Origin of the sequence: Cyanobium sp. WKJ7-Wakatipu (genome assembly GCF_024345355.1) — a bacterium.
Lineage (GTDB): Bacteria > Cyanobacteriota > Cyanobacteriia > PCC-6307 > Cyanobiaceae > Cyanobium_A > Cyanobium_A usitatum.
Map to the genome: position 1 here is coordinate 1 of NZ_JAGQAY010000034.1, position 21,403 is coordinate 21,403.

At 64.4% G+C, this 21,403-nt stretch carries 24 protein-coding genes and 1 tRNA gene; 8 read left to right on the top strand and 17 right to left on the bottom strand.

The window, feature by feature from the left end; all coding sequences use genetic code 11:
- The first annotated feature begins 83 nt into the window (after nucleotides 1–83).
- Nucleotides 84–287, top strand: a complete 204-nt coding sequence (locus KBY83_RS13535; RefSeq protein ID WP_255020060.1) for a type II toxin-antitoxin system YoeB family toxin — start codon at nucleotides 84–86, stop codon at nucleotides 285–287.
- 66 nt (nucleotides 288–353) lie between these two features.
- Here KBY83_RS13535 and KBY83_RS13540 read toward each other — a convergent pair whose 3' ends face one another.
- Nucleotides 354–1,160: a neuromedin U gene (locus KBY83_RS13540; RefSeq protein ID WP_255020062.1), complete on the bottom strand. Its 807-nt coding sequence runs from the start codon at nucleotides 1,158–1,160 to the stop codon at nucleotides 354–356.
- Between the two features lie 194 nt (nucleotides 1,161–1,354).
- Here KBY83_RS13540 and rseP point away from each other — a divergent pair, with 194 nt between their 5' ends.
- The 3 genes from rseP (at nucleotide 1,355) to KBY83_RS13555 (ending at nucleotide 5,072) form a co-directional block, all read left to right on the top strand.
- Complete coding sequence (rseP, locus tag KBY83_RS13545) at nucleotides 1,355–2,443, top strand: RIP metalloprotease RseP (protein ID WP_255020063.1); 1,089 nt, start codon at nucleotides 1,355–1,357, stop codon at nucleotides 2,441–2,443.
- Between the two features lie 56 nt (nucleotides 2,444–2,499).
- Nucleotides 2,500–2,802 (top strand): 30S ribosomal protein S14, encoded by a 303-nt coding sequence (gene rpsN / locus KBY83_RS13550; RefSeq protein WP_254931164.1) that lies wholly within the window; start codon nucleotides 2,500–2,502, stop codon nucleotides 2,800–2,802.
- A 143-nt stretch (nucleotides 2,803–2,945) separates the two neighbouring features.
- Nucleotides 2,946–5,072, top strand: coding sequence for a polyribonucleotide nucleotidyltransferase (locus KBY83_RS13555; protein ID WP_255020064.1), 2,127 nt, complete (start codon nucleotides 2,946–2,948; stop codon nucleotides 5,070–5,072).
- 232 nt (nucleotides 5,073–5,304) lie between these two features.
- On the opposite strand, the gene KBY83_RS13560 is transcribed toward KBY83_RS13555, so the two are convergent.
- Nucleotides 5,305–6,240 (bottom strand): 3'(2'),5'-bisphosphate nucleotidase CysQ, encoded by a 936-nt coding sequence (locus KBY83_RS13560; protein ID WP_255020066.1) that lies wholly within the window; start codon nucleotides 6,238–6,240, stop codon nucleotides 5,305–5,307.
- On the opposite strand from KBY83_RS13560, the gene rsmI reads away from it, so the two are divergent.
- The gene (gene rsmI / locus KBY83_RS13565; RefSeq protein WP_255020067.1) at nucleotides 6,239–7,147 is read left to right on the top strand and encodes a 16S rRNA (cytidine(1402)-2'-O)-methyltransferase; all 909 of its coding nucleotides are present in this window, start codon (nucleotides 6,239–6,241) and stop codon (nucleotides 7,145–7,147) included. The two genes, KBY83_RS13560 and rsmI, sit on opposite strands and share 2 nt — an antisense overlap.
- 39 nt (nucleotides 7,148–7,186) lie before the next feature.
- Nucleotides 7,187–7,426, top strand: coding sequence for a hypothetical protein (locus tag KBY83_RS13570; RefSeq protein WP_255020068.1), 240 nt, complete (start codon nucleotides 7,187–7,189; stop codon nucleotides 7,424–7,426).
- Here the strand turns inward: KBY83_RS13570 and KBY83_RS13575 are convergent.
- Both KBY83_RS13575 and KBY83_RS13580 read right to left on the bottom strand, forming a co-directional pair.
- Nucleotides 7,423–8,151 (bottom strand): hypothetical protein, encoded by a 729-nt coding sequence (locus KBY83_RS13575; protein WP_255020069.1) that lies wholly within the window; start codon nucleotides 8,149–8,151, stop codon nucleotides 7,423–7,425. The two genes, KBY83_RS13570 and KBY83_RS13575, sit on opposite strands and share 4 nt — an antisense overlap.
- A 50-nt stretch (nucleotides 8,152–8,201) precedes the next feature.
- On the bottom strand, nucleotides 8,202–8,435 hold the full coding sequence (locus KBY83_RS13580) for a hypothetical protein (protein WP_255020070.1): 234 nt from the start codon (nucleotides 8,433–8,435) through the stop codon (nucleotides 8,202–8,204).
- A gap of 83 nt (nucleotides 8,436–8,518) precedes the next feature.
- On the opposite strand from KBY83_RS13580, the gene KBY83_RS13585 reads away from it, so the two are divergent.
- Nucleotides 8,519–8,592, top strand: a tRNA-Arg gene (locus tag KBY83_RS13585).
- A 52-nt stretch (nucleotides 8,593–8,644) separates the two neighbouring features.
- Here the strand turns inward: KBY83_RS13585 and KBY83_RS13590 are convergent.
- The 4 genes from KBY83_RS13590 to KBY83_RS13605 all read right to left on the bottom strand — a co-directional run bounded on the left by KBY83_RS13590 (nucleotide 8,645) and on the right by KBY83_RS13605 (nucleotide 13,222).
- The gene (locus KBY83_RS13590) at nucleotides 8,645–9,721 is read right to left on the bottom strand and encodes a Fic family protein (RefSeq protein ID WP_396094047.1); all 1,077 of its coding nucleotides are present in this window, start codon (nucleotides 9,719–9,721) and stop codon (nucleotides 8,645–8,647) included.
- Nucleotides 9,722–9,900: 179 nt separating this feature from the next.
- Complete coding sequence (locus KBY83_RS13595; protein ID WP_255020073.1) at nucleotides 9,901–11,241, bottom strand: DUF6880 family protein; 1,341 nt, start codon at nucleotides 11,239–11,241, stop codon at nucleotides 9,901–9,903.
- Nucleotides 11,196–12,164 carry a hypothetical protein gene (locus KBY83_RS13600; RefSeq protein ID WP_255020075.1) on the bottom strand — a complete coding sequence of 323 codons (969 nt, stop codon included), beginning with the start codon at nucleotides 12,162–12,164 and terminating at the stop codon, nucleotides 11,196–11,198. Before KBY83_RS13600 ends, KBY83_RS13595 begins: the two co-directional genes overlap by 46 nt.
- Nucleotides 12,165–12,343: 179 nt before the next feature.
- Nucleotides 12,344–13,222, bottom strand: a complete 879-nt coding sequence (locus tag KBY83_RS13605; protein WP_255020077.1) for a LysR family transcriptional regulator substrate-binding protein — start codon at nucleotides 13,220–13,222, stop codon at nucleotides 12,344–12,346.
- 231 nt (nucleotides 13,223–13,453) lie between these two features.
- Here KBY83_RS13605 and KBY83_RS13610 point away from each other — a divergent pair, with 231 nt between their 5' ends.
- Nucleotides 13,454–13,999: a hypothetical protein gene (locus KBY83_RS13610; protein ID WP_255020078.1), complete on the top strand. Its 546-nt coding sequence runs from the start codon at nucleotides 13,454–13,456 to the stop codon at nucleotides 13,997–13,999.
- On the opposite strand, the gene KBY83_RS13615 is transcribed toward KBY83_RS13610, so the two are convergent.
- The 9 genes from KBY83_RS13615 to KBY83_RS13655 all read right to left on the bottom strand — a co-directional run bounded on the left by KBY83_RS13615 (nucleotide 13,996) and on the right by KBY83_RS13655 (nucleotide 21,164).
- Nucleotides 13,996–14,229: a DUF3136 domain-containing protein gene (locus KBY83_RS13615; protein WP_255020079.1), complete on the bottom strand. Its 234-nt coding sequence runs from the start codon at nucleotides 14,227–14,229 to the stop codon at nucleotides 13,996–13,998. The two genes, KBY83_RS13610 and KBY83_RS13615, sit on opposite strands and share 4 nt — an antisense overlap.
- Before the next feature lie 105 nt (nucleotides 14,230–14,334).
- Entirely contained in the window at nucleotides 14,335–15,057 is a 723-nt protein-coding gene (locus KBY83_RS13620) for a response regulator transcription factor (RefSeq protein WP_255020081.1), read from the bottom strand.
- A 53-nt stretch (nucleotides 15,058–15,110) separates the two neighbouring features.
- Nucleotides 15,111–16,106: a hydrogenase expression/formation protein HypE gene (gene hypE, locus KBY83_RS13625; RefSeq protein ID WP_255020083.1), complete on the bottom strand. Its 996-nt coding sequence runs from the start codon at nucleotides 16,104–16,106 to the stop codon at nucleotides 15,111–15,113.
- On the bottom strand, nucleotides 16,103–17,125 hold the full coding sequence (gene hypD / locus KBY83_RS13630; protein WP_396094052.1) for a hydrogenase formation protein HypD: 1,023 nt from the start codon (nucleotides 17,123–17,125) through the stop codon (nucleotides 16,103–16,105). Before hypD ends, hypE begins: the two co-directional genes overlap by 4 nt.
- 86 nt (nucleotides 17,126–17,211) lie before the next feature.
- A complete protein-coding gene (locus tag KBY83_RS13635; protein WP_315858987.1) occupies nucleotides 17,212–18,993 on the bottom strand; it encodes a dihydroorotate dehydrogenase-like protein in 1,782 nt (593 codons plus the stop codon).
- Nucleotides 18,936–19,535, bottom strand: a complete 600-nt coding sequence (locus KBY83_RS13640; RefSeq protein WP_255020085.1) for an acylphosphatase — start codon at nucleotides 19,533–19,535, stop codon at nucleotides 18,936–18,938. The genes KBY83_RS13635 and KBY83_RS13640 overlap by 58 nt, the downstream gene beginning before the upstream one ends.
- Nucleotides 19,532–20,002, bottom strand: coding sequence for a hydrogenase nickel incorporation protein HypB (gene hypB, locus KBY83_RS13645; RefSeq protein WP_255020092.1), 471 nt, complete (start codon nucleotides 20,000–20,002; stop codon nucleotides 19,532–19,534). Before hypB ends, KBY83_RS13640 begins: the two co-directional genes overlap by 4 nt.
- A 24-nt stretch (nucleotides 20,003–20,026) precedes the next feature.
- Nucleotides 20,027–20,236 carry a hypothetical protein gene (locus KBY83_RS13650; protein WP_255020087.1) on the bottom strand — a complete coding sequence of 70 codons (210 nt, stop codon included), beginning with the start codon at nucleotides 20,234–20,236 and terminating at the stop codon, nucleotides 20,027–20,029.
- Nucleotides 20,237–20,351: 115 nt separating this feature from the next.
- Entirely contained in the window at nucleotides 20,352–21,164 is an 813-nt protein-coding gene (locus tag KBY83_RS13655; RefSeq protein ID WP_255020089.1) for an SDR family NAD(P)-dependent oxidoreductase, read from the bottom strand.
- Nucleotides 21,165–21,403 lie beyond the last annotated feature (239 nt).

The following is a 21,403-nucleotide window of genomic DNA, read 5'->3' on the forward strand; positions in this document are numbered from 1 at the left end:
GTTGGAACTCAGGCAGCGAGAGGCCTTTCTGAAACTGGACGGCACTGCGCGACATGGGCTAACTGGTATATGCGTACCAGTCTATGCGACCAGTTCGCCCTGTGCGGAGTGAGCTGGGTAATCACGTGAAGGCATGGCCACCGCCCTACGAAGCCCTTGTTGGCGATCTGAGCGGCGCCTACTCACGGCGCATCAACATTCAGCACCGGCTGAAATACCAGGTACTCGATAACGAGCGCAGGGAATACTTATCGAGCCGACCGGGGCAGATAGGCATGCACGATTGACTGAGGGTTCAGCTAATCGCGCGTGTCTAGGCCGCGTATCTAGGGACAGTGCCGGAGCCGCCTCACCTACTTCGGGAACAAAAACTGAATCTGGGCCCGGATCGTAACGTCACCAAAAAGATCAGGCTTCACCACATTGGCGTAAGCCTGTAGCGAGGCATTGATCGGTTGCTTGCCGATGCGAAACAAGCGGCCCACACCGCCGCCCACCGGCAGAATCCACTGGTCGCCACTGGTCGCCCGCCAGTTGGCGGTGATGATCGGCGAGGTCACCAGATACCAGCCATGGGGCAGGTTGAAGTTAATGAAGGGCTGCAGCAGGAAAGCACTCACCGAGCTGCGATCGCTATTGCCCGCAAACGACCAGACGTTGTTCACCAGCGCCCCAGCCACCCAGGGGCCCTTGCTGTACACCGCCACCGCCGCCGGCCCCGCAGACCACTTACCCCGGCCCAGGCTGCTATCGCTAGCCGTTGGTAATACAAGCGTGGGGCCAAAACCAACGGTCCAAGCGCCCCTGCCCTTGGGCACGAAGAAGAAGCTGGGGTTTAGATCGCCGATGCCATTTTGATTGCCCGTTGCCGTCGGCTGGCTCAGCAGCGGCAGAATCGTGCGGGTCACCAAAGTGAGATCCGGGCTGAGCGAAAACGGCACCACTGGCTGAATATTCAGCAGGCTCTGGGTTTGGTCTTCATTGGGCCCAATGCCCGGGGTGAGGTTGTACTGAAACGGAACACTGACCAAATTCGAGATCGGGTTCTGGGCCTCAGTGGCCAGCGCCTCGGTTTGGGCTTCTTGCACTGCCTGCGGCTCTGCTGAGGCGGGCAGTTGCAGCAAGGTGGCGCAGATCAGGGCACTCAAGAAGCGAGTCATATGGGTAAAAACAACTACTGCTGAGGCGGGATCTTAAGAGACGAGCTGCTGCTGCCACGGCCCGGATTCGGCGGGGAACACACGGCTGCAGCAACTGGACTTAGCCAAGACTTAGTTCAGCGCTCAAGCGTGCATGCCGCCCCCCTGCCCCCAGGCAAACCCAGCACAATGGATGCATAAATAGCGGGGCCTGGATGGGCGTTCTCACAGCACTGGCGATCCTGGCGGGGCTGATCGTGGTGCACGAGGCGGGGCATTTCTTTGCCGCCACCTTGCAGGGAATCCGAGTCAGCAGCTTCTCTATCGGCTTTGGGCCGGTGCTGATCGAGCGCCAGCGCCGCGGTGTGCAATTCGCCCTAAGAGCCATTCCCCTGGGCGGCTTCGTGGCCTTTCCCGATGACGATGAAGACAGCCCCATCCCCAAAAACGACCCCAACCTGCTCAGCAACCGGCCCCTAGCCCAGCGGGCCCTGGTGATCGCCGCCGGCGTGTTGGCCAACTTGGTGCTCGCCTATGCGGTGCTACTCGGCCAGGGCCTGGTGCTCGGCATACCCGCCGGTTTCAGCGCCAGCCCCGGCGTTCTGGTGAGTGGCGTGCAGCCCGGCCTAGCCGCTGCAGCCGCCGGCCTCCAGCCGGGCGACCGAATCTTGAGCCTCAATGGCAGCGATCTTGGCGGCGGCCAAAGCGCCGTTGCCGCCTTGGTGGAGCGCATCAAGGCCGCCCCCGAGCAAACCCTGCGCCTCGAAGCCGAGCGCAACGGCCAATCCCTGCCCCTAAATCTCACCCCCGCCGATCTCGGCGGCGTTGGCCGCATCGGCGCCCAGCTGCAACCCAATGGCACCGAGGCCTTCCGCCCCGCCCGCACGCCCCTGGAGCCCTTCCGCCAGGCCAACCACGACTTCGCCGCCCTCACCAGCCGCACCGTGGAAGGGTTCGTGACCCTCGCCACCCACTTCGGCGAGACCGCCGGCCAGGTATCTGGCCCCGTAAAAATTGTGGAAATGGGGGCGTCGCTGGCCAAGCAGGGCGGCAGCAGCCTGTTCATCTTCACCGCCTTGATCTCAATCAACCTGGCGGTGCTCAATGCCCTGCCGCTCCCCCTGCTCGATGGCGGTCAGTTCGTGTTTCTGCTGCTCGAGGGCCTAAGGGGTAAGCCCCTGCCCGAGCGCTTTCAGATGGCTTTCATGCAGTCGGGCTTTGTCTTCCTGGTGGGCTTGAGCGTGGTGCTGATCGTCAAGGACACCTCCCAGCTACCGGTCGTGCAGCAGCTGCTTGGGCGGTGAGCCTCACCGCCGCAAGGTAAGATCGAAAGAACCTATCCGATCGCAGTTCAGGCCGCATGGCGAAGAAGTCGATGATTGCGCGCGATGTCAAGCGCAAAAAGATGGTTGAGCGTTTTGCCGCCAAGCGCTCTGCCCTCAAGGCAGCTTTCGACGCCGCTGCAGGTCCCATGGAGCGTCTGGAAATTCACCGTAAAATCCAGCTGCTGCCCCGCAACAGCGCTCCCAACCGCGTGCGCAACCGCTGCTGGGCCACCGGCAAGCCCCGGGGCTACTACCGCGATTTCGGTCTGTGCCGCAACCAGCTGCGCGAGCGTGCCCACAAGGGTGAGCTGCCAGGAGTGGTCAAGTCTTCCTGGTAATCAGCCAAAGATTCCTAAGGCGCCTACGGGCGCTTTTTTTATGGCCAAGAAAGGCCATAAACGCGATAAAAAGCGAAGGATGCCCCAGTAGTAACGGCCTAAATGCGAGAATGGTCCCTGACAACAACAGGACATAAGCGCACGTGCAAGGACAAACTCAGTCGATCTCCTTCGATGGTCGGGAGATCCGGCTGACCACCGGTCGTTTCGCCCCCCAGGCTGGGGGCTCGGTGATGGTTGAGTGTGGTGATACCTCGGTTTTGGTCACCGCCACCCGCTCCGGCGGTCGCCCAGGCATCGATTTTCTGCCCCTAACCTGCGATTACGAAGAGCGTCTCTACGCCGCTGGGCGCATCCCTGGCAGCTTTTTCCGTCGCGAAGGCCGTCCCTCTGAGCGGGCGATCCTCACCTGCCGCCTGATCGATCGGCCGATCCGGCCCCTATTCCCCAGCTGGATGCGCGATGACATCCAGATCGTGGCCACCTGCCTCTCCCTCGATGAGCGCGTGCCACCCGATGTGCTCGCCGTCACCGGCGCCTCGATGGCAACCCTGCTGGCCGGCATCCCCTTCTATGGCCCCATGGCCACCGTGCGGGTGGGCCTGCTGGGCGACGACTTCGTGCTCAACCCCAGCTTCCGCGAAATCGAGCGCAGCGAGCTTGATCTGGTGGTAGCTGGCACGCCCCAGGGCGTGGTGATGGTGGAAGCCGGTGCCAACCAGCTGCCCGAGCAAGACGTGATCGAAGCGATCGACTTCGGCTACGAAGCGGTGTGCGAACTGATCAAGGCGCAGCAAAACCTGCTCAAGGAGCTCGGCATCGAGCAGGTGATCCCCGAACCCCAAGTCATCGACCCAACCCTGCCCAACTTCCTTGAAAAGGAATGTGCCGGTGGCATCGGTGAGGTGCTCAAGCAGTTCTCCCAAACCAAAACCGAACGCGACGAGAAGCTCGACGCCATCAAGGCCGATGTGAGCGAGAAGATCGCCGCCCTAGCCGAAGACGACCCGATCCGCTCCGCTTCCAGCGGCAAGGCCCTGGGCAACAGCTACAAGGACCTCACCAAAAAGCTGATGCGCTCCCAAATCCTCCAGGAGGGCAAGCGTGTCGATGGCCGCAACCTTGATGAAGTGCGGCCGATCAGCGCCGCCGCCGGCGTACTGCCTAAGCGGGTGCACGGCTCAGCGTTGTTCCAGCGCGGCCTCACCCAGGTGCTCTCCTGCGCCACCCTCGGCACCCCGAGCGACTCCCAGGAAATGGACGACCTCAACCCGTCCACCGAGAAGCACTACCTCCACCACTACAACTTCCCCCCCTACTCCACCGGCGAAACCAAGCCGATGCGCTCCCCCGGCCGCCGCGAAATTGGCCACGGCGCCCTGGCTGAGAGGGCGATTGTGCCCGTGCTGCCCAACAAGGAGTCCTTCCCCTACGTGCTGCGCGTGGTGTCGGAGTGCCTCAGCTCCAACGGCTCCACCTCGATGGGTTCGGTGTGCGGCAGCACCCTCGCCCTGATGGATGCGGGCGTGCCCCTTAAGGCACCAGTGAGCGGAGCCGCCATGGGCCTGATCAAGGAGGGCGAGGAGGTGCGCATCCTCACCGACATCCAAGGCATCGAAGATTTCCTTGGCGATATGGACTTCAAGGTGGCCGGCACCGAAAAGGGCATCACCGCCCTGCAGATGGACATGAAGATCACGGGTCTAGACATGAAAACCGTGGCTGAAGCCGTTAACCAGGCTCGCCCTGCCAGGCTGCACATCCTCGAGAAGATGCTCGAGGCGATCGACAAGCCCCGCGACACCATGTCGCCGCACGCCCCACGCCTGCTCAGCTTCCGCATTGATCCGGAACTGATCGGCACCGTGATCGGCCCCGGCGGCCGCACAATCAAGGGCATCACCGAGCGCACCAACACCAAGATCGACATCGAAGATGGCGGCATCGTCACGATTGCCAGCCACGATGGCGCTGCCGCCGAAGAGGCCCAGCGCATCATCGAAGGCCTCACCCGTCGCATCAGCGAAGGCGAGGTATTCAGCGGTGCCGTGACCCGCGTGATCCCAATAGGTGCCTTCGTGGAGATCCTGCCAGGCAAGGAAGGGATGATTCACATCTCCCAACTCTCCGAAGCCCGGGTAGAGAAAGTGGAAGATGTGGTGAACGTGGGTGATCAGGTAACCGTGCGCGTACGCGAAATCGACAACCGCGGCCGCATCAACCTCACCCTGCGCGGTGTGCCCCAAAGCGAAGCCCCTGCACCGGAGTGATTGAAAAGGAGGGCTGCTAACTAGCCCTTTCTAAATTTGGCCTCGAGCACTTAGAGCCGGCCCTGCAAGGCCGGCTTTTTTGTTGGAAATCAGAGCATAAGTGGGATCGCCCTAGCGCCAACTAAAAACTGAAGACCGGGGAGGGCCAACTACATTTTCGTATCTGGCTAAGTCCTAGCTAAGTCCACCAGTAAAAAGCGACCACTCCCCTCCAGCCATCACCCTCTGGCCCTCAAACAACAAAACCAGGATCAATCAAAGCCATCGCATCCGCCGCTTTTTCGCACAATTCGGCGTGGGCTAGGCCGTGGCTGGCGATTAGACAGCCGGCCTGGCGTACATCGCCGCTGTTGTAGGCCAGGGCGCGGCCGTCGGCATGGCTGAAGGCGCCACCGGCGGCGCGGAGCACCGCCTCAGGAGCGGCCATATCCCAATCCTTCGGGGCGCTCTTGCCCGACAGGGAGATATAGAGATCCGTCTCACCGCGCAGGATCGTGGCCACCTTGCCGCCCACGCTGCCGATCGCCTTGGTGTCGCCCAGGGCCAGGGCCTCCAGCAGCTGCTCGAGCCGCTGGTCGCGGTGGTTGCGGCTGGCCACCAACACCAGCTCCCCCAGGGCGCGGCGGCCGCTGAAGCGCACGGGCGAGCGCACACCAGCTCGACTTTCGCACCAGGCCTCTCCTGCCGAGCCCGCCAACCCCGGCATCACGCCCAGCCACAGCTCCTCCAGCTCCGGCAGCAGCACCGCCCCCAGCACCGGCTCGCCTCCGTGCACCAGGGCCAGATGCACCGCATATTCGCCCGTGCCCTGCAGGAAGTCTTTAGTGCCATCGAGGGGATCGAGGATCCACAGCCACTCCGCCGCCAGGGGCTCGCCTTCAGTGAGCTGCTCCTTGGCAGTTTCCTCGCTCAGCACAGTCCACTCAGCCGCTGGGAAAGCTGCGGCCAGGCCCTCCAGCAACCACTGGTTCACCGCCAGATCCGCCGCACTCACCGGACCCTCGCCGCCCTCATCCACGCTCAACGCCGGCGGAAAGCCATAGGGGGGCTGCTCGCCGCGACCGTAAGCCAGCAGGATGTCGGCCGCGCCCCAGCTCAGCCGCCGCAGCTCCACAAGCAAGCCTTCGAGCGCAATGCCTGAGGGCAGGGGGAGGGCAGCCGGCATCATGGGTTGGCAGGGTTCAGCATTTTGCAGGAGCCCACCCCAAGCCGTGCAAGCCCCCGAACCCGCCCCCGGCGTGCTCTACCTGGTGGGCACCCCCATCGGCAACCTGGCCGACCTCTCACCCCGCGCCCGCCAGGTGCTCGCCGGCGTGCAGCGCATCGCCTGCGAAGACACCCGACGCAGCGGCCTGCTGCTGCATCAGCTCGGGCTACGCCATAAGGAGCAGGGGCCGCGGCTGGTGAGCTTCCACGCCCACAACCAAACCGCCCGCGTCCCCGAACTGCTCGCCGCCCTCGCCGCCGGCGAAGCCCTGGCCGTGATCAGTGACGCCGGGCTGCCGGGCATCTCCGATCCCGGCGAGGTGCTGGTGGCGGCCGCCCGCACTGCTGGGCACAACGTGATTTGCATTCCCGGCCCCAGCGCCGTCACCACCGCGCTGGTGAGCAGTGGCCTGCCGTGCGGCCGCTTCTGCTTTGAGGGCTTCCTGCCGCCCAAGACCAACCAGCGCCGCCAGCGACTGCAGGAACTGCAAGCTGAGCAGCGCACCATGGTGCTGTTTGAAGCGCCGCACCGGCTGCTCGACCTACTCGACGATCTGCTGGCGGTGCTGGGTGATCGGCCCCTGCGAGTGGCCCGCGAACTCACCAAAAAGCACGAAGAGCAGGTGGGGCCCAGCGTGAGCGCAGCCATCGAGCACTTCCGCCGCACGCCGCCCCAGGGGGAATGCACCCTGGTGTTAGCAGGCGCCCTGCCGCCAGAGCCCCTGGCCTGGGATAGCGCTGCCCTGAGCGCCGAGCTGCAGGAGCTGCAGCTGGCCGGCCACAGCAGCAACGCCGCCGCCAAGCTGCTGGCCGAGCGCACCGGCCACAGCAAGCGGGATCTCTACGCCCTGCTGCACCAGGAGCCCTGACCGGGCAGACTGCCGCCAAAGCGTTCTCCTGTTGCCCTGATGGTCGTGCGCCTGCGCCTGCTTGTATCAAGCCTGCTGGGCGGTGGCTTGCTGCTAGCGATCCTCTGCCTGGGTGCTCAAAACCTCGACCAGCGCCCCAGCCTCAACCTGGGTTTTGCCCGCAGCACCCCCCTGCCAGCCGGTTTTCTGGTGGGCATTGCTCTAGTAATTGGCGTACTCAGCGGCGGCTGCAGCGCCGCCCTGCTCATCCCCCGCAACGAGCAACTGCCGGGCGATTAACTGCCTGGCAAAGAGTAGAGGCTGCCTTCCATCACCACCCGGCTGATGCCCTGGGCGATCAAGTAGGGCGCCGTGCGCTCCAAGATGCGAGTGTCTGGCACCTTGATCACCCGCTGGGTGCGGCCGCAGTGGCGTTTGGCCTGGCGGGGATTAGCAAACACCATCAGGGCCTGCCGCTCCTCTTCGCCATCGGGTAGCTGGCCAAGTTCGGGGAAGTCCTTGAGCGGCTTGGCTTGGAGCTCCACTGTTTTATCCACCAGCATGTAAACGCTGGCTGGAAGGGGCGCATCTGCGAGCGGCTGGCATTGGGCCGGCTCGCCAACGTGATCCACCAGCAACAGCGGCACGGCCACAAACTGGTCGGCTAGGTCGTCGTCAGCGAAGTCGAGGTCATTGGCGTCATCGCCAAAATCATCGGCGTCATCGATTGCCAGCACCGCATGGTCTTCGTCGTCGCCGGCCGGCTCTGGCAGCTCAAGCGCAGGTGGTTCAGGCTCTGATGGAGCTAGTTCTGGAGGTGCTTGTTCTTGTGAGACTTTCTGCGGCCGGATGCGTTGCTGCTTGAGCTGCTCGTACTCAGCTGGCTCTAGCCCAGCCTTCACCACCCGGCTCACCGTGTTGGTGCTGCAGCCATAGGCCTCTGCCAGCTCGGCGCTTACTTCACCAGCGCGATAGCGAGCCACGATCTCGATCTTCTGGCTGTCAGTGAGCCGGGTGGCAGCCATGGGGCGAGAGTTGCGCAGCAGACCAGTGTAGGCCGAAAGAGCCAGCAGGTTTAGGGGGTTGGTGGTTTGACGTTCGGGCAGCTGGCACCGTTGAACCTCGAGGCGATGCGCGCCGAACCCTCCTTATAGATCGTCTGGGCTTTTTGGGTATCACCCGCAGCCTGGGCGGCACTGAGCTTGCCGGCAAATTTGCCGCAGGCCTCATCCAAGGTCACTGCCTGGGCGCCCAAGGGAGCCGCAAGGGCCAGCAGGCCAGCAGCAGAAAACAGCAGGGCGAGCCGCATTTCAGAAAAGATCACTACAGCCACTTTGGCGCCAGGGCCGCAGTTGTGTGGCACCCACCTGCTGAGCGATCATGGCTACGGCTGCTCCCTTAGCTCAGCCGGATAGAGCAGCTGCCTTCTAAGCAGCCGGTCGTTGGTTCGAATCCAACAGGGGGCGTTTCCAAATCAACTGCACGGACGCGGCTGGCCGATGCGATGGAGCAGAAAGCTCAGAGCGGCTCAGTTCCCTCGCTGAGGATCGCCAGGTAGGCGTCGTAGGCGAACAGACGATTGCGCTGGCCGCCGGTGATTTCCCGGGCGATGCCGAGTTCCACCAGGATCTCGAGGGCCTTGCCGGCGGTGGGGAAACTCAGTCCGCTCAGCTCCTTGAGCTGCTTGGTGCTGGTGAGCGGCCGCCGGCGCAAAGCGGCATAGCCCAAGCGCACGCTGGGGCCTGATCGGCCCAGTGCTTCCAGCCGCGCTTCATCCGTATGAAACAGGGCCAGCAGCCGCTGAGCAGTAGCCACAGCCGCCGAAGCCGTGCTCTCCACACCCTCCAGAAAGAACTCGATCCAGGCCTCCCAATCGCCCTGCTGGCGCACGCCATCGAGCAGCTCGTAGTAGCGGCGGCGGTGCTGTTTGAAGAACAAGCTCAGGTAGAGCAGCGGCTGCTGGAGCAGGCCAGCCTCGATCAGCATCAGCACAATCAGCAGCCGGCCCAGGCGGCCGTTGCCATCGAGAAACGGGTGGATCGTCTCTAACTGCACGTGGGCCAGGGCGGCACGTACCAGCACTGGCAGAGAGTGCTCACCGTGGTGGCCGCCATGGATGAACTGCTCCAGCAAACCCATGCAGTCCTCTACTAGCCACGGCGGAGGCGGCACGAAGCGGGCATTGCCTGGGCGGGTGCCACCGATCCAGTTCTGGCTGCGGCGGAACACCCCCGGCAGGCGATCGGCGCCGCGTCCAAGGCTCAGCAGCCGGCCGTGGATCTCGCGCAGCAGGCGACAGGAGAGCGGGAACCCCTCCGCCAGCCTGGTCAGGCCATACTCCAGCCCGGCCACATAGCTGGAGACCTCCACCACATCGTCAAAGGGAACGCCGGGTGCTTCCTGCAGCTCGAACAGCAGCAGATCAGAAAGCGACGACTGGGTGCCCTCGATCTGGGAGGAGAGCAGGGCCTCGCGGCGCACGTAGGCGTAGAGGAACAGCTCGGGGTTGGGCAGCAGGGTGGAGACGCCATCAATGCGGCCGCAGGCCAGCAGCGCCCGCTCATGCAGCGCCTGCAGTGGACCCTCAAGCAACACCGGGGGGTCTGGCGGCAGGGGTCGGGCACAAAAGCCCGCACCGTTTCCCCGGCGGTGGCACTGTCCTCGTAGTGGCCGGTGGCCTCGCGCCGCATTACCCCCCAGCAACTTTGAATACGCAGCCAGCTTATTCAAAGAAACGGCTTTTCCTGTGAATTAGGGACCACCCTGCCAGAACCTCAGCGCTCCACCAGAGACCAGAAGCTCCAGCGGCCGCCAAAGGTCTCCCGAATGCGACCCACGAAGCTCTCGTGGCGCTCCACGCCCTGCCAAGCGTCGATACGGGCGGCCAAAAGCTCACAGGTCCGCAGGTGCTCGGCGGCGTGCCGGTAGCGCTTGGTGCGGCCTGTCGATAGAGCAAACACCAGCATCGCCCGCAGCAGCACCGTGGCGGCTAGCGGCTGATCAGCGCTGAGCCGCTCAGCCGCTGGGGCAAGGATTTCGTATGCCTCACCATCCCAGTCGGGCCCATGGGTGAGCACTAGGCGCCCAGCCCGCGCTACCGCGGGCCAGCGCACAAGAAAGTCGAGGGCCAGCAGCCGCATGGGATGGTCCTCTGCCAGCGCAAAGGCCCGCTCCTCCACCTCCACGTCCTCAAAGGCGGCAAGCCGTTTGAGGTGGTCGCGCAAATGGCAAGCCGAGAGGGTTTTGGCAAAACAAGCCCAACGCAACTGCTGGGCCTCGTCGTTGCGGCCCAGGGCCTCAAGCACGGCGATGCGGGTGTCGTTCCACTCGGGGGAATGCCAGGTAGCAGCAGCACTGGCGGCACCATCCAGCACGGCCAGGGCCTGCAGGCTGCGGCCCGCCTGCAGCAAATGGCCAGCCACATCCGCGGCGGTAGGGGGCCAGGCCAATTGCTTGGCATCAAACTGGGTCACATAGCCATCCACATCACCCAGGCATTCAGCGATCTGCAGCAGGGCTGGGTGACCAGCGCAGGCACCCCGGTCGCGGCAGCCTTGCTCGAGAAGTCGCAAGCCCGGATCGCCAAGGGCATCGGCCACCGCCGGGATCAAGTCGTCAAATTGTCCGTAGCCGTTTTCAAACACCAGCTCCAGCAGCTGCTCAGCCAGCGCTTCGGCGGGCATGGCGGCCGCGCTGGCCAGCGGCCCGAGGTCAAGCACGGCCCTCTGGAACAGGCCAACCACGGTGCCCGTGCTGTCGGAGCAGCGATCCAGCACACCATCTGCCAACTCGAGAAAACGCAGCAGCAACTCCAGAGCCAGCGGCGGATCTACTGCCGCCACCGGTCCAGCGATGGCCTGGTGCTGGGCCTCCAGATCAACCACCAAGGCTTTGCGCTTGCGCGAATCGACATAGGTGGTGGCGCGGGCCAGGGCTGCCAAGCGCTTGCGCACCTCCTGGGCCGCTCCGCCGGCACCCTCGGCCGCAGCTAGCGCCAGCCGCAAACGGCGCTGCATCACCGCACTACCAGCGCTCACCTCAATCAGCAATTCGGCGAGGACGGCCGCGCCTAGGCCTTCGAGGTTTTTGGCATTGAGGGTGCGCTTGGCAGCCATTGCTCCTTAAAGGGCTGGTCGCTTGGGGCAGCACTTGGGTGCTCGAACCCGTCTAACACCACCAAGCCTGGAGCAGCGTCGGCGAGGCTCTCCAAACGCAAACGAAGTTGCGCCAGCAACTGCAGCGTTTGGGGCGCACGCTCGTATTGCCTTGGCACTAGGAGGGCATCGCCAACCTCTAATGGCAGCTCTAGGGGCAGCACCCTGCAGCAATCGTCACTAAGAAGCAAGGAGAGGGGAGTGGCGAAACCAACAACGAGATCTTCAGAATTAACCTGCCCAAACCAGGAAGGATTCCGAATCAGTTCTGGGCTGCCGCCATTCCACAAGCCACAGGCTTCCAGAACAGCCTGAAATTTAGGAAAGGCGCCATCAGGCATGGGCATACAGGGATAGGCAGCCACATCAGCAAACGTCACCTGCTCACCAAGCTCCAGCAACGGGTGAGATTGATCGACCACCAGCCAGATCGGCATCCTGCTCAAGCCAATGCAGGCAATGGTTGGGTCAGTGGCAGCTGGCACATCGGGATAGGAAGTGATCCAAGCGTCGATCACCCCTTCCCTCAGCAGCTGCAGCGGCCTTTCGTATTCATGAAAGTGAAAACACCCGGCAATCCAACCTGCTGGAGCCGGCTCACAGAGCAACGGGCCCGACCAGTGCTGCGCCTCCAGACGCAAAGGGCCGCCACGGGTCCACCGCACCGCCTGGTGAACGCGGCGCTCAAGGTTTAGAAGTGTCGTATCACCATCGAGGTGCCACTCGGAGCCTCGCCTGGCCAGGGAGAGGCCAAAAACATCGGCGCACTTGCGACTCAAGCGACTCACACTGGACTGGCCGATCTGAAGCCTGGCCTCAACCTTATGCCCGGTGCGCAGCCAGATCAAACCATCTAAGGCAGCTAGCCATTCAAGCTCAACCACCCCCGCGCTCCCCAGCAAGCCGAAATTATCTTAACGCAAAAAAGCAAAAACACCAGGCCGAGGGTAACGAATTATGCGTAGTTATTCAGTTTTTACATAATTAATCATTTGCGGTCTCCTTGCGCAGCCGGCGGCAACTCAGCGAGCCAGCGATTGTACCAGCCACAAAATTACAAAAACTAGTGATTGCCGATCAACTGGATATCGCCGTGTCGCTCAGCTAACCCAGCCAGGCGGGAAAGCAGCAAAGCTTGCAAGGAATGCAAACGAGGATGATCAATAAAATCTCGGCGGCACACAAGCGCCTCCCCGGAGGCAAATGGCAACTCCAAGGGCAGCCTGACTAAATCACCCCCAGAAACTTCCATGCTGAGTGATGTGGCATATCCGATAGTGAGCTCCGCCTCCATTTTACCCTCCCAATTTTCGCGCTTATAGCGAAACATTCGCACATGATCGTTCCAGAAGCCAAGCTTCTTTAAGCAAGCCTCAACCCTGGGATAGGCGCCTGGCGGCAGACCAAGGGTTGGATATTTGGCAATATCATCAAAAGACAGCTGGGCTTGATTAATCAAAGGATGACCAGGCCTAGTAACAAAAAATACCGGCATCTTCGACAGGGTAATCGAGGTCAGCTCGGGGTCGCCTGCAAGGGGGCAATCAGGCAAGCTGGTAAGGCAGACATCAACAATCCTCTCCCTAACTAGCTGAAAATTACGCGGCACTCCAACAATATTGGCAAGGCCAAGAATCCAATTATCTGGCACAGGAGTACACAACAAGGGGCCTGACCAATAGGTCGCCTCCAGGCGCAGGGGCCTACGCCCCTGCCACCTCGCCACTTGATGAACGCAGCGCTCCAGCGCCAAGATCGTCGCATCGCCAACGGTGTTCCACTCGCCCTCAATGCGCTGGAGGTCAAGGCCAAAAAGATCCAGACATTTCCGCGATTGCCTGCTGACGGTGGTCTGACTTAGGCCGAAGCGCTTAGAGACCTCTTCACTCGTACGCAGCCACTGCAGGGCATCGAGCGCCGTAAGCGAATCAAGATCAACCAATTCCGCGAAAACTGACGGTTGACTTTAAGCCAGACCTGAGCCATGAAGCGCAAGGTCATTCCCTTTGGCATTACCCCCCGCTCTTACCTCCTTACTGACGATGGGGTTTTCAGACGATTCCCTTCAGACCTACTTGGGCATGAAATTCGAGTTGCCAACTGAGCTACCACCAGGCATCTTTTTAGAGCGCTACCTCAAGGCCAACTTCGACGTCTGATGCCCAGTAGCAAAATGCCTACTAGCGAAATTCCCAGTGGCGAACAGGCGCTGGCACTTGAGCAGCTCAGCCGTCGCCAGGGCTCCGCGATTACGGCAGAGCAGCTGTTTGGCCGCTGGCGGCTCCAGCTGCTCTGGAGCAAGGGCAAGGCCCAACCCAACCCCGCCACGGCAGCCCTGCTGCGGGGCCTGCAGGCAAGTCTGAGCATCGCCACAGGAGACGTCACTCCAGACGCCCCTTCTATGGAAAGGGGTGATCTCAAGGTGGTGAACAGCGTTCAGCTCGGGGCGTTGCAGCTGCGCTTCAGCGGCAGCGGCAATCTGCGGGGCCGCAGGCCGTTATTGGAGTTTTGGTTTGACCAGCTGGAATTGCGGCTCGGCCGCCACAGCCTCTGGCGCCAAGCGATCAGCCGGCAGCCGGAGCCACGCCGGCGCCCATTTTTCGCCCTGATCGCTCGCTCAGGCGCCGCCGATAACGGCTGGCTGCTGGCCAGGGGGCGGGGCGGCGGATTAGCCCTGTGGGTTCTCGATCCCCAGCTGCAAAAAGCAAGCGACGCCTAGAGGCAAGCGCTCAACTCCCGCTGCAGCAAGGCGAATAAATAATCGGGCTCGCGGTATTGAGTCGGCAGGCAATTGTGCAGGATCTCCAGCCGCTGCCAGCAAACGGTGCGGCGCACCTTGGCGATCGTCTTGCCCTCGCGAATCAACAGGCGCATGGCCTTGCAATAAAGCGGATAGTTCGCTTCCAATTCACCAATGGTGAGACCTGGTGCGGGTAGGGAGATTGTCATGGCACTCCGGCTGGGCGGCCGCAAAGAACCCGATGGGGCCTAGCTCGAGTGTGCGCTTCTGGGCAGGTTTACCGAGCCCCCCATACGGGGACAATCTGTAAGGCGTCAGAGCTGCACCATGCCGCAACGCATGCCCTTGAGCACGGCCTGCAACCTGTTATTGACGTCGAGGGTCTTAAGCAGTCGCTTGGTGTAGGTCTTGGCGGTTTCCTCGCTCACCACCAGTCGCTCAGCAATCTCCCGATCGGTGAGGCCGCTGGCCAGCAGATCAAGCACTTCGTATTCGCGCTTAGTGAGCCGCGGGCAGCTCAGGTAGGGCAGGGTGCCGGAACGCAGCGAAGGGCTGCGGTAGGAGTGCCGCCCCATCACCGCCAGCACAGCTGCCTGCAGGGGCCGCTGATCGCCGATGAAATCGGCTTCCGCCACTACGGCCTCCAGCCAGGAAGCCTCAACGTATTGGGCCGGGATCACATCCCCCAAAGCCAGCACTACCACCCGCAAGCCCTGATGGGCACTGCGCGCCTTGCGGGCCAGCTCGAAGCCATTGCCATCCTCCAGGTAGTCGGTGCAGATCAACAGCTCGTAGGGCTCCCGCGCCAGATAGGCCAGGCAGGTGGCCTCATCGGTGACGGCACAGCCGATGCGGGTGCGATCTTGAAAGCTCTCGCACACTGATCGCAACAGAAAGCGACCCTTCATGGCGATCGCCACCTTGCCGCTGACCGCCACCTTGCCGCTGACCGCCACCTTGCCGCTGATCGCAATCGACAACAGCACCTGGTCGAGGGTGGTGCCCTCCAGGCTGCTCAGAAAAGGGGTGAGATCCATCGACCCACAACTCTTGGCAGGGGCGTCAGATCACCCTAAGACAGCTGGCGGGTTCAGCAAATGCGGGGCAGCAGCTCGCCGCTGAGGGGCAGCAGCAGGCGCTCGGTGCCAAAAGAGGTGGTGAGCAGCACCCGCGCTCCCTTGCTGGCCGGCCGCACGCTGCCAATCCAGGCTCCGCCACTGGCCGCCAGCAGGGTCTGGGCCTGATCGCGGGCCTGGGGCGGCACCACCACCACAAAGCGACCCTCATTGGCCAGGTGCAAGGGCTCAAAGCCCAGCAGCTCACAGGTGCGCGCCACGGGCTCCAGCACCGGCAGGCGGGCCTCCTCAATCGCCAGCTCCACCGCGGCCGCCTCCGCTAGCTCATGCAGGGCACTGGCCAGGCCGCCGCGGGTGAGGTCGCGCAGGCAGTGAATCCGAACCCCGGCCTCCAGCAGGGCCCGCACCTGGGGCCAGAGCGGCGCGCAGTCGCTGAGCACGGGCGGCACCAGGGCCAAGCCATGGCGGGCGGCCAGGATTGCCACGCCATGGCGACCCAGGTCCCCGCTCAGCAGCAGCTGATCGCCCGGGCGTATCGCCGTGGGGTGGATCGGCGTCGGCGCCTGCACCGCCCCGATGCCACTGGTGGTGATGAATATGCCGTCGGCCTTGCCCCGTTCCACCACCTTGGTGTCGCCGGTAACGATCGTGAGCTCGCAGGCCCGGGCCGCCGCAGCCATCGAGGCCACCAGGCGCCGCAGCAGCGCCAGCGGCAAGCCCTCCTCCAGCAGCAGCGCCACGCTCAGATGCAGGGGCCGGGCGCCGGCCATCGCTAAATCATTGGCGGTGCCGATCACCGCCAGGCTGCCGATATCACCACCGGGAAATTCCAGTGGCTGCACCACGTAGCCGTCGGTGCTGAAAGCAAGCGGGCCGGGCGGCAATTCGAGCCGGGCCGCATCGTGCAGCACCTGGGCCGGATCGGCGTAGAGGGCCCGCAGCTCCTGGTTGATCAGCTGCTGCATCAGGGTGCCGCCGCCGCCATGGGCCAGCTGGATGCAGTCGCTCATGGGGCCGGGCGCCGGTAGCGGTGATAGGCGGCGCAGGCCCCTTCGCTCGACACCATCGGTGCCCCCAGCGGCCGCTCCGGGGTGCAGGCCGAGCCGAAGGCCGGGCAGTCGGGAGGGAGGGCGCGGCCCTGCAGGATCAGGCCGCTGATGCAGGGGCTGGCTAGGGGCTCCGGCGGCGGGGCAGCAGCCGCTGGGGGCAGGCAAAACCGCAGCAGCGCATCGAAATCGCGGTAGGCCGCAACCAGCTCATAGCCACCACCAGCGATGGGGCCCAAACCCCGCCAGGGCTGGTCCACCACCGCAAACACCTCCTTCAGCAAGGCCTGGGCCGCGCCGTTGCCCTGCTGGCGCACCACCCGGCCGTAGGCATTGGCAAGCGCCGGGGTGCCCGCCTCGAGCAACTGCACCAGCCGCAGCAGGGCGGCCATCACATCGACAGGCTCAAAGCCCGTGACCACCACCGGCACCCGGTGGCGCCGCACCAACTGCCCGAGCTCGGCGGTGCCCATCACCGCCCCCACATGGCCCGCCGCCAAAAATCCCTGCACCTGGTTGCCGGGCTCCTGCAGCAACGCCGCCATCGCCGGCGCCACTCGCACGTGGGCCAGCAGCACCGTGAGGTTGGTGAGCCCCAGGGCCCGGGCCTGGCGGAGCAGCAGGGCGGTGGCCGGTGCCGTGGTTTCAAAGCCCACCGCCAAAAACACCACCTGGCGCTCAGGGCACGCCTGGGCCAGGGCAATGGCCTGTAGGGGCGAGGTGAGCAGCCGCACGTCGCCGCCTGCAGCCCGCGCACCGAGCAGATCGTGGCCGGCGACACCGCCCGGCACCCGCAGCATGTCGCCATAGGAGCAAAGGATCACCTCGGGGCGCACCGCCAGCTCTAGGGCCGCGTCGATGCGTTCGGCCGGAGTCACGCACACCGGGCAGCCCGGGCCATGGATCAACCGCAGCCCCGGTGGCAGCAATTGATCAAGACCCCAACGCAGGATGGCGTGGGTCTGACCGCCGCACACCTCCATCAGGGTCCAGGGGCGGCTGGCAGTGGCAGCAAGCTGGGCCGCCAGCTCAGCTACCCGGCCATTGATTTGGCTTTGCAGGGCGGCACTCACCAGGGGCCCTGCGCCTGGCGGGCATCGGCGGGGCGGTAGCCCTGGATGGCGCGCATGTATTGGGCCCGCTCGTATTCGGCCGGATTGGGGCAGCGCTGCTGGCTCATGCAGCCCACCAGCTCCGCCACCGATGCCACCTCGTGCTCCATCAGCCAGGTGGCCAGCTCCTCCTCCAGGCCCGCCAAGCGCTCGGGGCCGTGGCGCAGCAGCGCCCCCACCACCTGGGTCACCGAAGCCCCCGCCATCAACAGCCGCACCACATCGGTGCCCCGGTGCACGCCGCCACTGGCGGCCAGATCCACCGGGTGGCTGCCGTGCAGCAGGGCGATCCAGCGCAGCGGCAGGCGCAGGTCGTGGGGGGTGGAAAGCAGCAGGTTGGGCCGCACCTCCATGGTTTCGATGTCGATATCGGGCTGGTAGAAGCGGTTGAACAGCACCAGCCCATCGGCGCCGTCCACCGCCAAGCGCCGGGCCATGGCGCTGAGGTTGGTGAAGAAGGGGCTGAGCTTCACGGCCAGGGGCAGGCGCACCTCGGCGCGCACCTGCCGCACGATCTCCTCCACCTCGGCTTCGATGGCGGCGCTGGAGAGCTCGGGGTCGGTGGGGATGGCGTAGATGTTGAGCTCCAGGGCCGAGGCGCCGGCCGCCTCAATCCGCCGCGCCGACTCCACCCAGCGGCCCGCCCTAGTGCCATTGAGGCTGGCGATCACCGGCACCGCAAGGCAGCGCCGGGCCTGCTCCAGATGGCGCAGGTAGAGGTCTTCGCCGCCATGGAAGATCGATGGCTCCGGCACGTAGGTGAGCGCCTCGCCATAGCTATCGGCGCCGGCCATGGCATGGCGGTGCAGGTCGAGCTGTTCCTGCTCGATCTGCTCCTCAAACAGCGAATGCAGCACGATCGCTGCCGCCCCGGCCCGCTCCAGGGCCTGCAACTGGGCCTGGGCCCGCTCCGGCTGGCTGTAGCGCAGCATGCGGAAGCGGTTTTCCTGCTCCATAGCCTCCTTGAGCGAGCGCTTTGGCGCCGGGCTGTCGAGTTGCAGGGGAATCTCGCCGCGCTCGGTCCGGCGGGGGTCGTAGCGGTAGAGCAGCCAGCGGCCCGAATCCACCGCCAGCTTCTGGTGCGCCATGCCCTGGGCCATGTCGATGCCGTGGGCGATGCAGTGGGAGTAGGCAATGATCAGCGACGGGCCCGGGTAGCTCTCAGCCTCCAGAAAAACGCGGATGGTGTGCTCGTCGCGGGCCCCCATCGCCACACTCGCGACATAGACGGTGCCGTAGGTCATCGCCATCAGGCCCAGGTCTTTTTTGGGGGCCGCCTTACCGGCGGCGGCAAACTTGGCCACCGCGCCCCGGGGAGTGCTTTTGGAGGCCTGGCCGCCGGTGTTGGAATACACCTCGGTGTCGAGCACCAGGGCATTGACATCGCGGCCACTAGCGAGCACGTGGTCGAGCCCGCCGAAGCCGATGTCGTAGGCCCAGCCGTCGCCGCCCACCAGCCAGACGCTGGTTTTCACCAGGGCATCGGCTAGCTCCAGCAGCTGGCGGGCCTCGGGCTGCTCCATGCCCGCCAAGCGCGCCTTGAGCTCGGCCACCAGCAGGGCCAGGGGTTTGGCGGGGCGGTGCTTGCGCTGGCGCAACCGGGCCACCGCCGCCGGATCGCCGGCAGCCACCAGCAACTGGAAGCCGCCCACCCCCTGCAGGGCCAGAATCCCGCCCGCCGTCAGCAGGGCCAGGGCTGCCGCCAGCGGATCCGCACCCCAGTCCCGGCCCCCTGCCACTGCAACTGGGGACCGCAGGTGGGGCAGCCGATCGTTTCGGCGTGGAAGCGGCGATCTGTGGGGTCGTCAAACTCGCGCTGGCAGGCAGGGCAGAGCGGAAAGGCGGCCAGGGTGGTGTGGGCGCGGGCATAGGGCTCGGCCGTGGCGATCGAATAGCGCGGCCCGCACTGGCTGCAGCTGATGAAGGGGTAGCGGTGGCGGCGGTTGGCAGGATCGTGGAGCTCCGCCAGACAGGTGGGGCAGGGGGCCAGATCGGCGACGAGGGACGGGGCAAGCAGGCCAGGCGGCGCCGGAACGAGGGGCGGGAGCCACTCGGGCGCCAGTTGCTCAAGAGCGCCGGGGGGCTGCAACGCCTCAGGCAACCGCCGCAGCAGCAGCTCGAGCGAGCGGCGCTCCCCCTGCAACTCCAGCCTTACGGCGCCAGCGACGTTTTCCACCACGCCCACCAGTTGCAAGTCAGCGGCGAGGCGATGCACCAACGGCCGGAAGCCCACGCCCTGCACAACCCCGCGGCACCAGAGGCGCAGCCGGGCCGCGCTCATCGCGCCAGGGCGTTGATCAGGGCGTCGAGGCCGGCGCCGCTGCGGGCCGAGGTTTCCAGCACGCGGGCGTGGGGGGCCACCCGGGCGATGGCGGCGTGGGCGGCGGCGCGATCGAAGCCCACCGCTTCGGCCAGGTCGCTCTTGGTGATCAGCACCAGATCGGCGCCGTGGAAGATCGGCGCGTATTTGAGCGGCTTGTCTTCTCCCTCGGTGGTGGAGAGCAGCACCACCCGCATGCTCTCGCCGAGGTCGTAGGCGCCGGGGCACACCAGGTTGCCCACGTTCTCGATCACCAGCAGTTCAAGCTGCTCAAGGCTGATGCCCTGGTGGTGGAGGCGATGCAGACCCTCGGCCACCATGGGCGCCTCCAGGTGGCAAGCCTGGCCGGTGGTGATCTGCACCGCAGTAAGCCCGGCAGCCTGGAGGCGGCGGGCGTCGTTGTCGGTGGCCAGATCGCCCACGATCACTGCCAAGCCGGTGGGATCGAGGCGCTAGGCCAGGGCTTCGAGCAGAGCGGTTTTGCCCGAGCCGGGGGAGGAGAGCAGGTTCACCACCGTGACGCCTGCGGCTTCGAAGCGCTTGCGCAGGAAGGCCGCCTGGGCATCGTTGCGCTGCAGCAGGGCCGTGTGAAGGGGTAGCTGGCGGGTTGGTTCTGGGAGCGGCTCAGGCGCCGGCTGTCCGCAGGAGCAGTCGCGGCACATGTCGGCAATCGGCAGAGGCCAGTTCCAGGCTAGGCACCACGCGGAACCCTTCCGGAATGAGGGTCATGGGGCTCCGTGCCTGCAAGGTTCAGAGCACCACGAGTGCAGACGGTGATCAGGTCATCTGAATGCGAATCAGGCTGTCCCACAGTCGCGTTGGCAGGATCCGGCTGGCGATCACTGAGGCTGACTGGTGACCGCAGAGGTAACGGGCTGATGGGGTGGGGTCGGTGAGGGCTCGCTCGATTGTTAGTGCCACCTCTAGCGGCTGGGAGGCACCCCGGTAGACCGCATCCCAGCTCTTGCGAACGGCCCGCATCATGTTGCCGTAGGTGCTGCAAGACAAAGCTCCCTCGATCGAGGGGGCAGCAACATTGGCAAAGTCAGTAGCGATCACGCCCGGCTCAACCACCACCACGTTGACACCAAAGGCCTTGAGCTCGAGACGCAAGGCATCGCTCAGGGCCTCCAGCGCAAACTTGCTGGCCCCATACCACCCCGATCCGGGTGAAACCCAGCGACCGGCAATAGAGGAGATATTGACGATGCGACCACGACCTCGCTCGCGCATGGCAGGTAATAACTGCTGGGTGAGCCCCATCAGCCCAAAGACGTTGACTTCGAAAATCGCCCGAGCTCGATCCAGGGGCAATGTCTCGAGCGGACCCACTTCACCGAAGCCGGCGTTATTGACCAGCGCATCGAGCGCACCCACCTTGGCGGTGAGCTGCTCAGCGAGCTCGCGGCGTGAGTGCTCATCGATGAGATCCAACGCCATCACCTCGGCACCCAAGGCTGCCAAGGGCTCCATTGCTTCCAGCCGCCGAGCAGCGGCAAACACACGCCAGCCGCGCTCCAGCAATAGGCGGGCTGTCTCCGCACCAATTCCGCTGGAGGCTCCGGTTACAAGAACGGTTGGGGCTGGCATTACAAGCTCTGAATTGAAATCAAAAAACGAAGATCCCGATGGAACGAACCTTCCCTAAACTAATCGCACTTCAAATTTGGATTCTTACTAGACGTTTTCGTCCCGCTTAAAGCGTGATTACCCATAAGCCTCCGCAAGCCTGAGATCGCGCTCCGTGCAAGGCGTGCAGCAGCAGACTGCATTGGCGATCCGTTCCGTCATCGCAACCATTGAGAAACGCCGGTTGAAGCGGAAGCAGA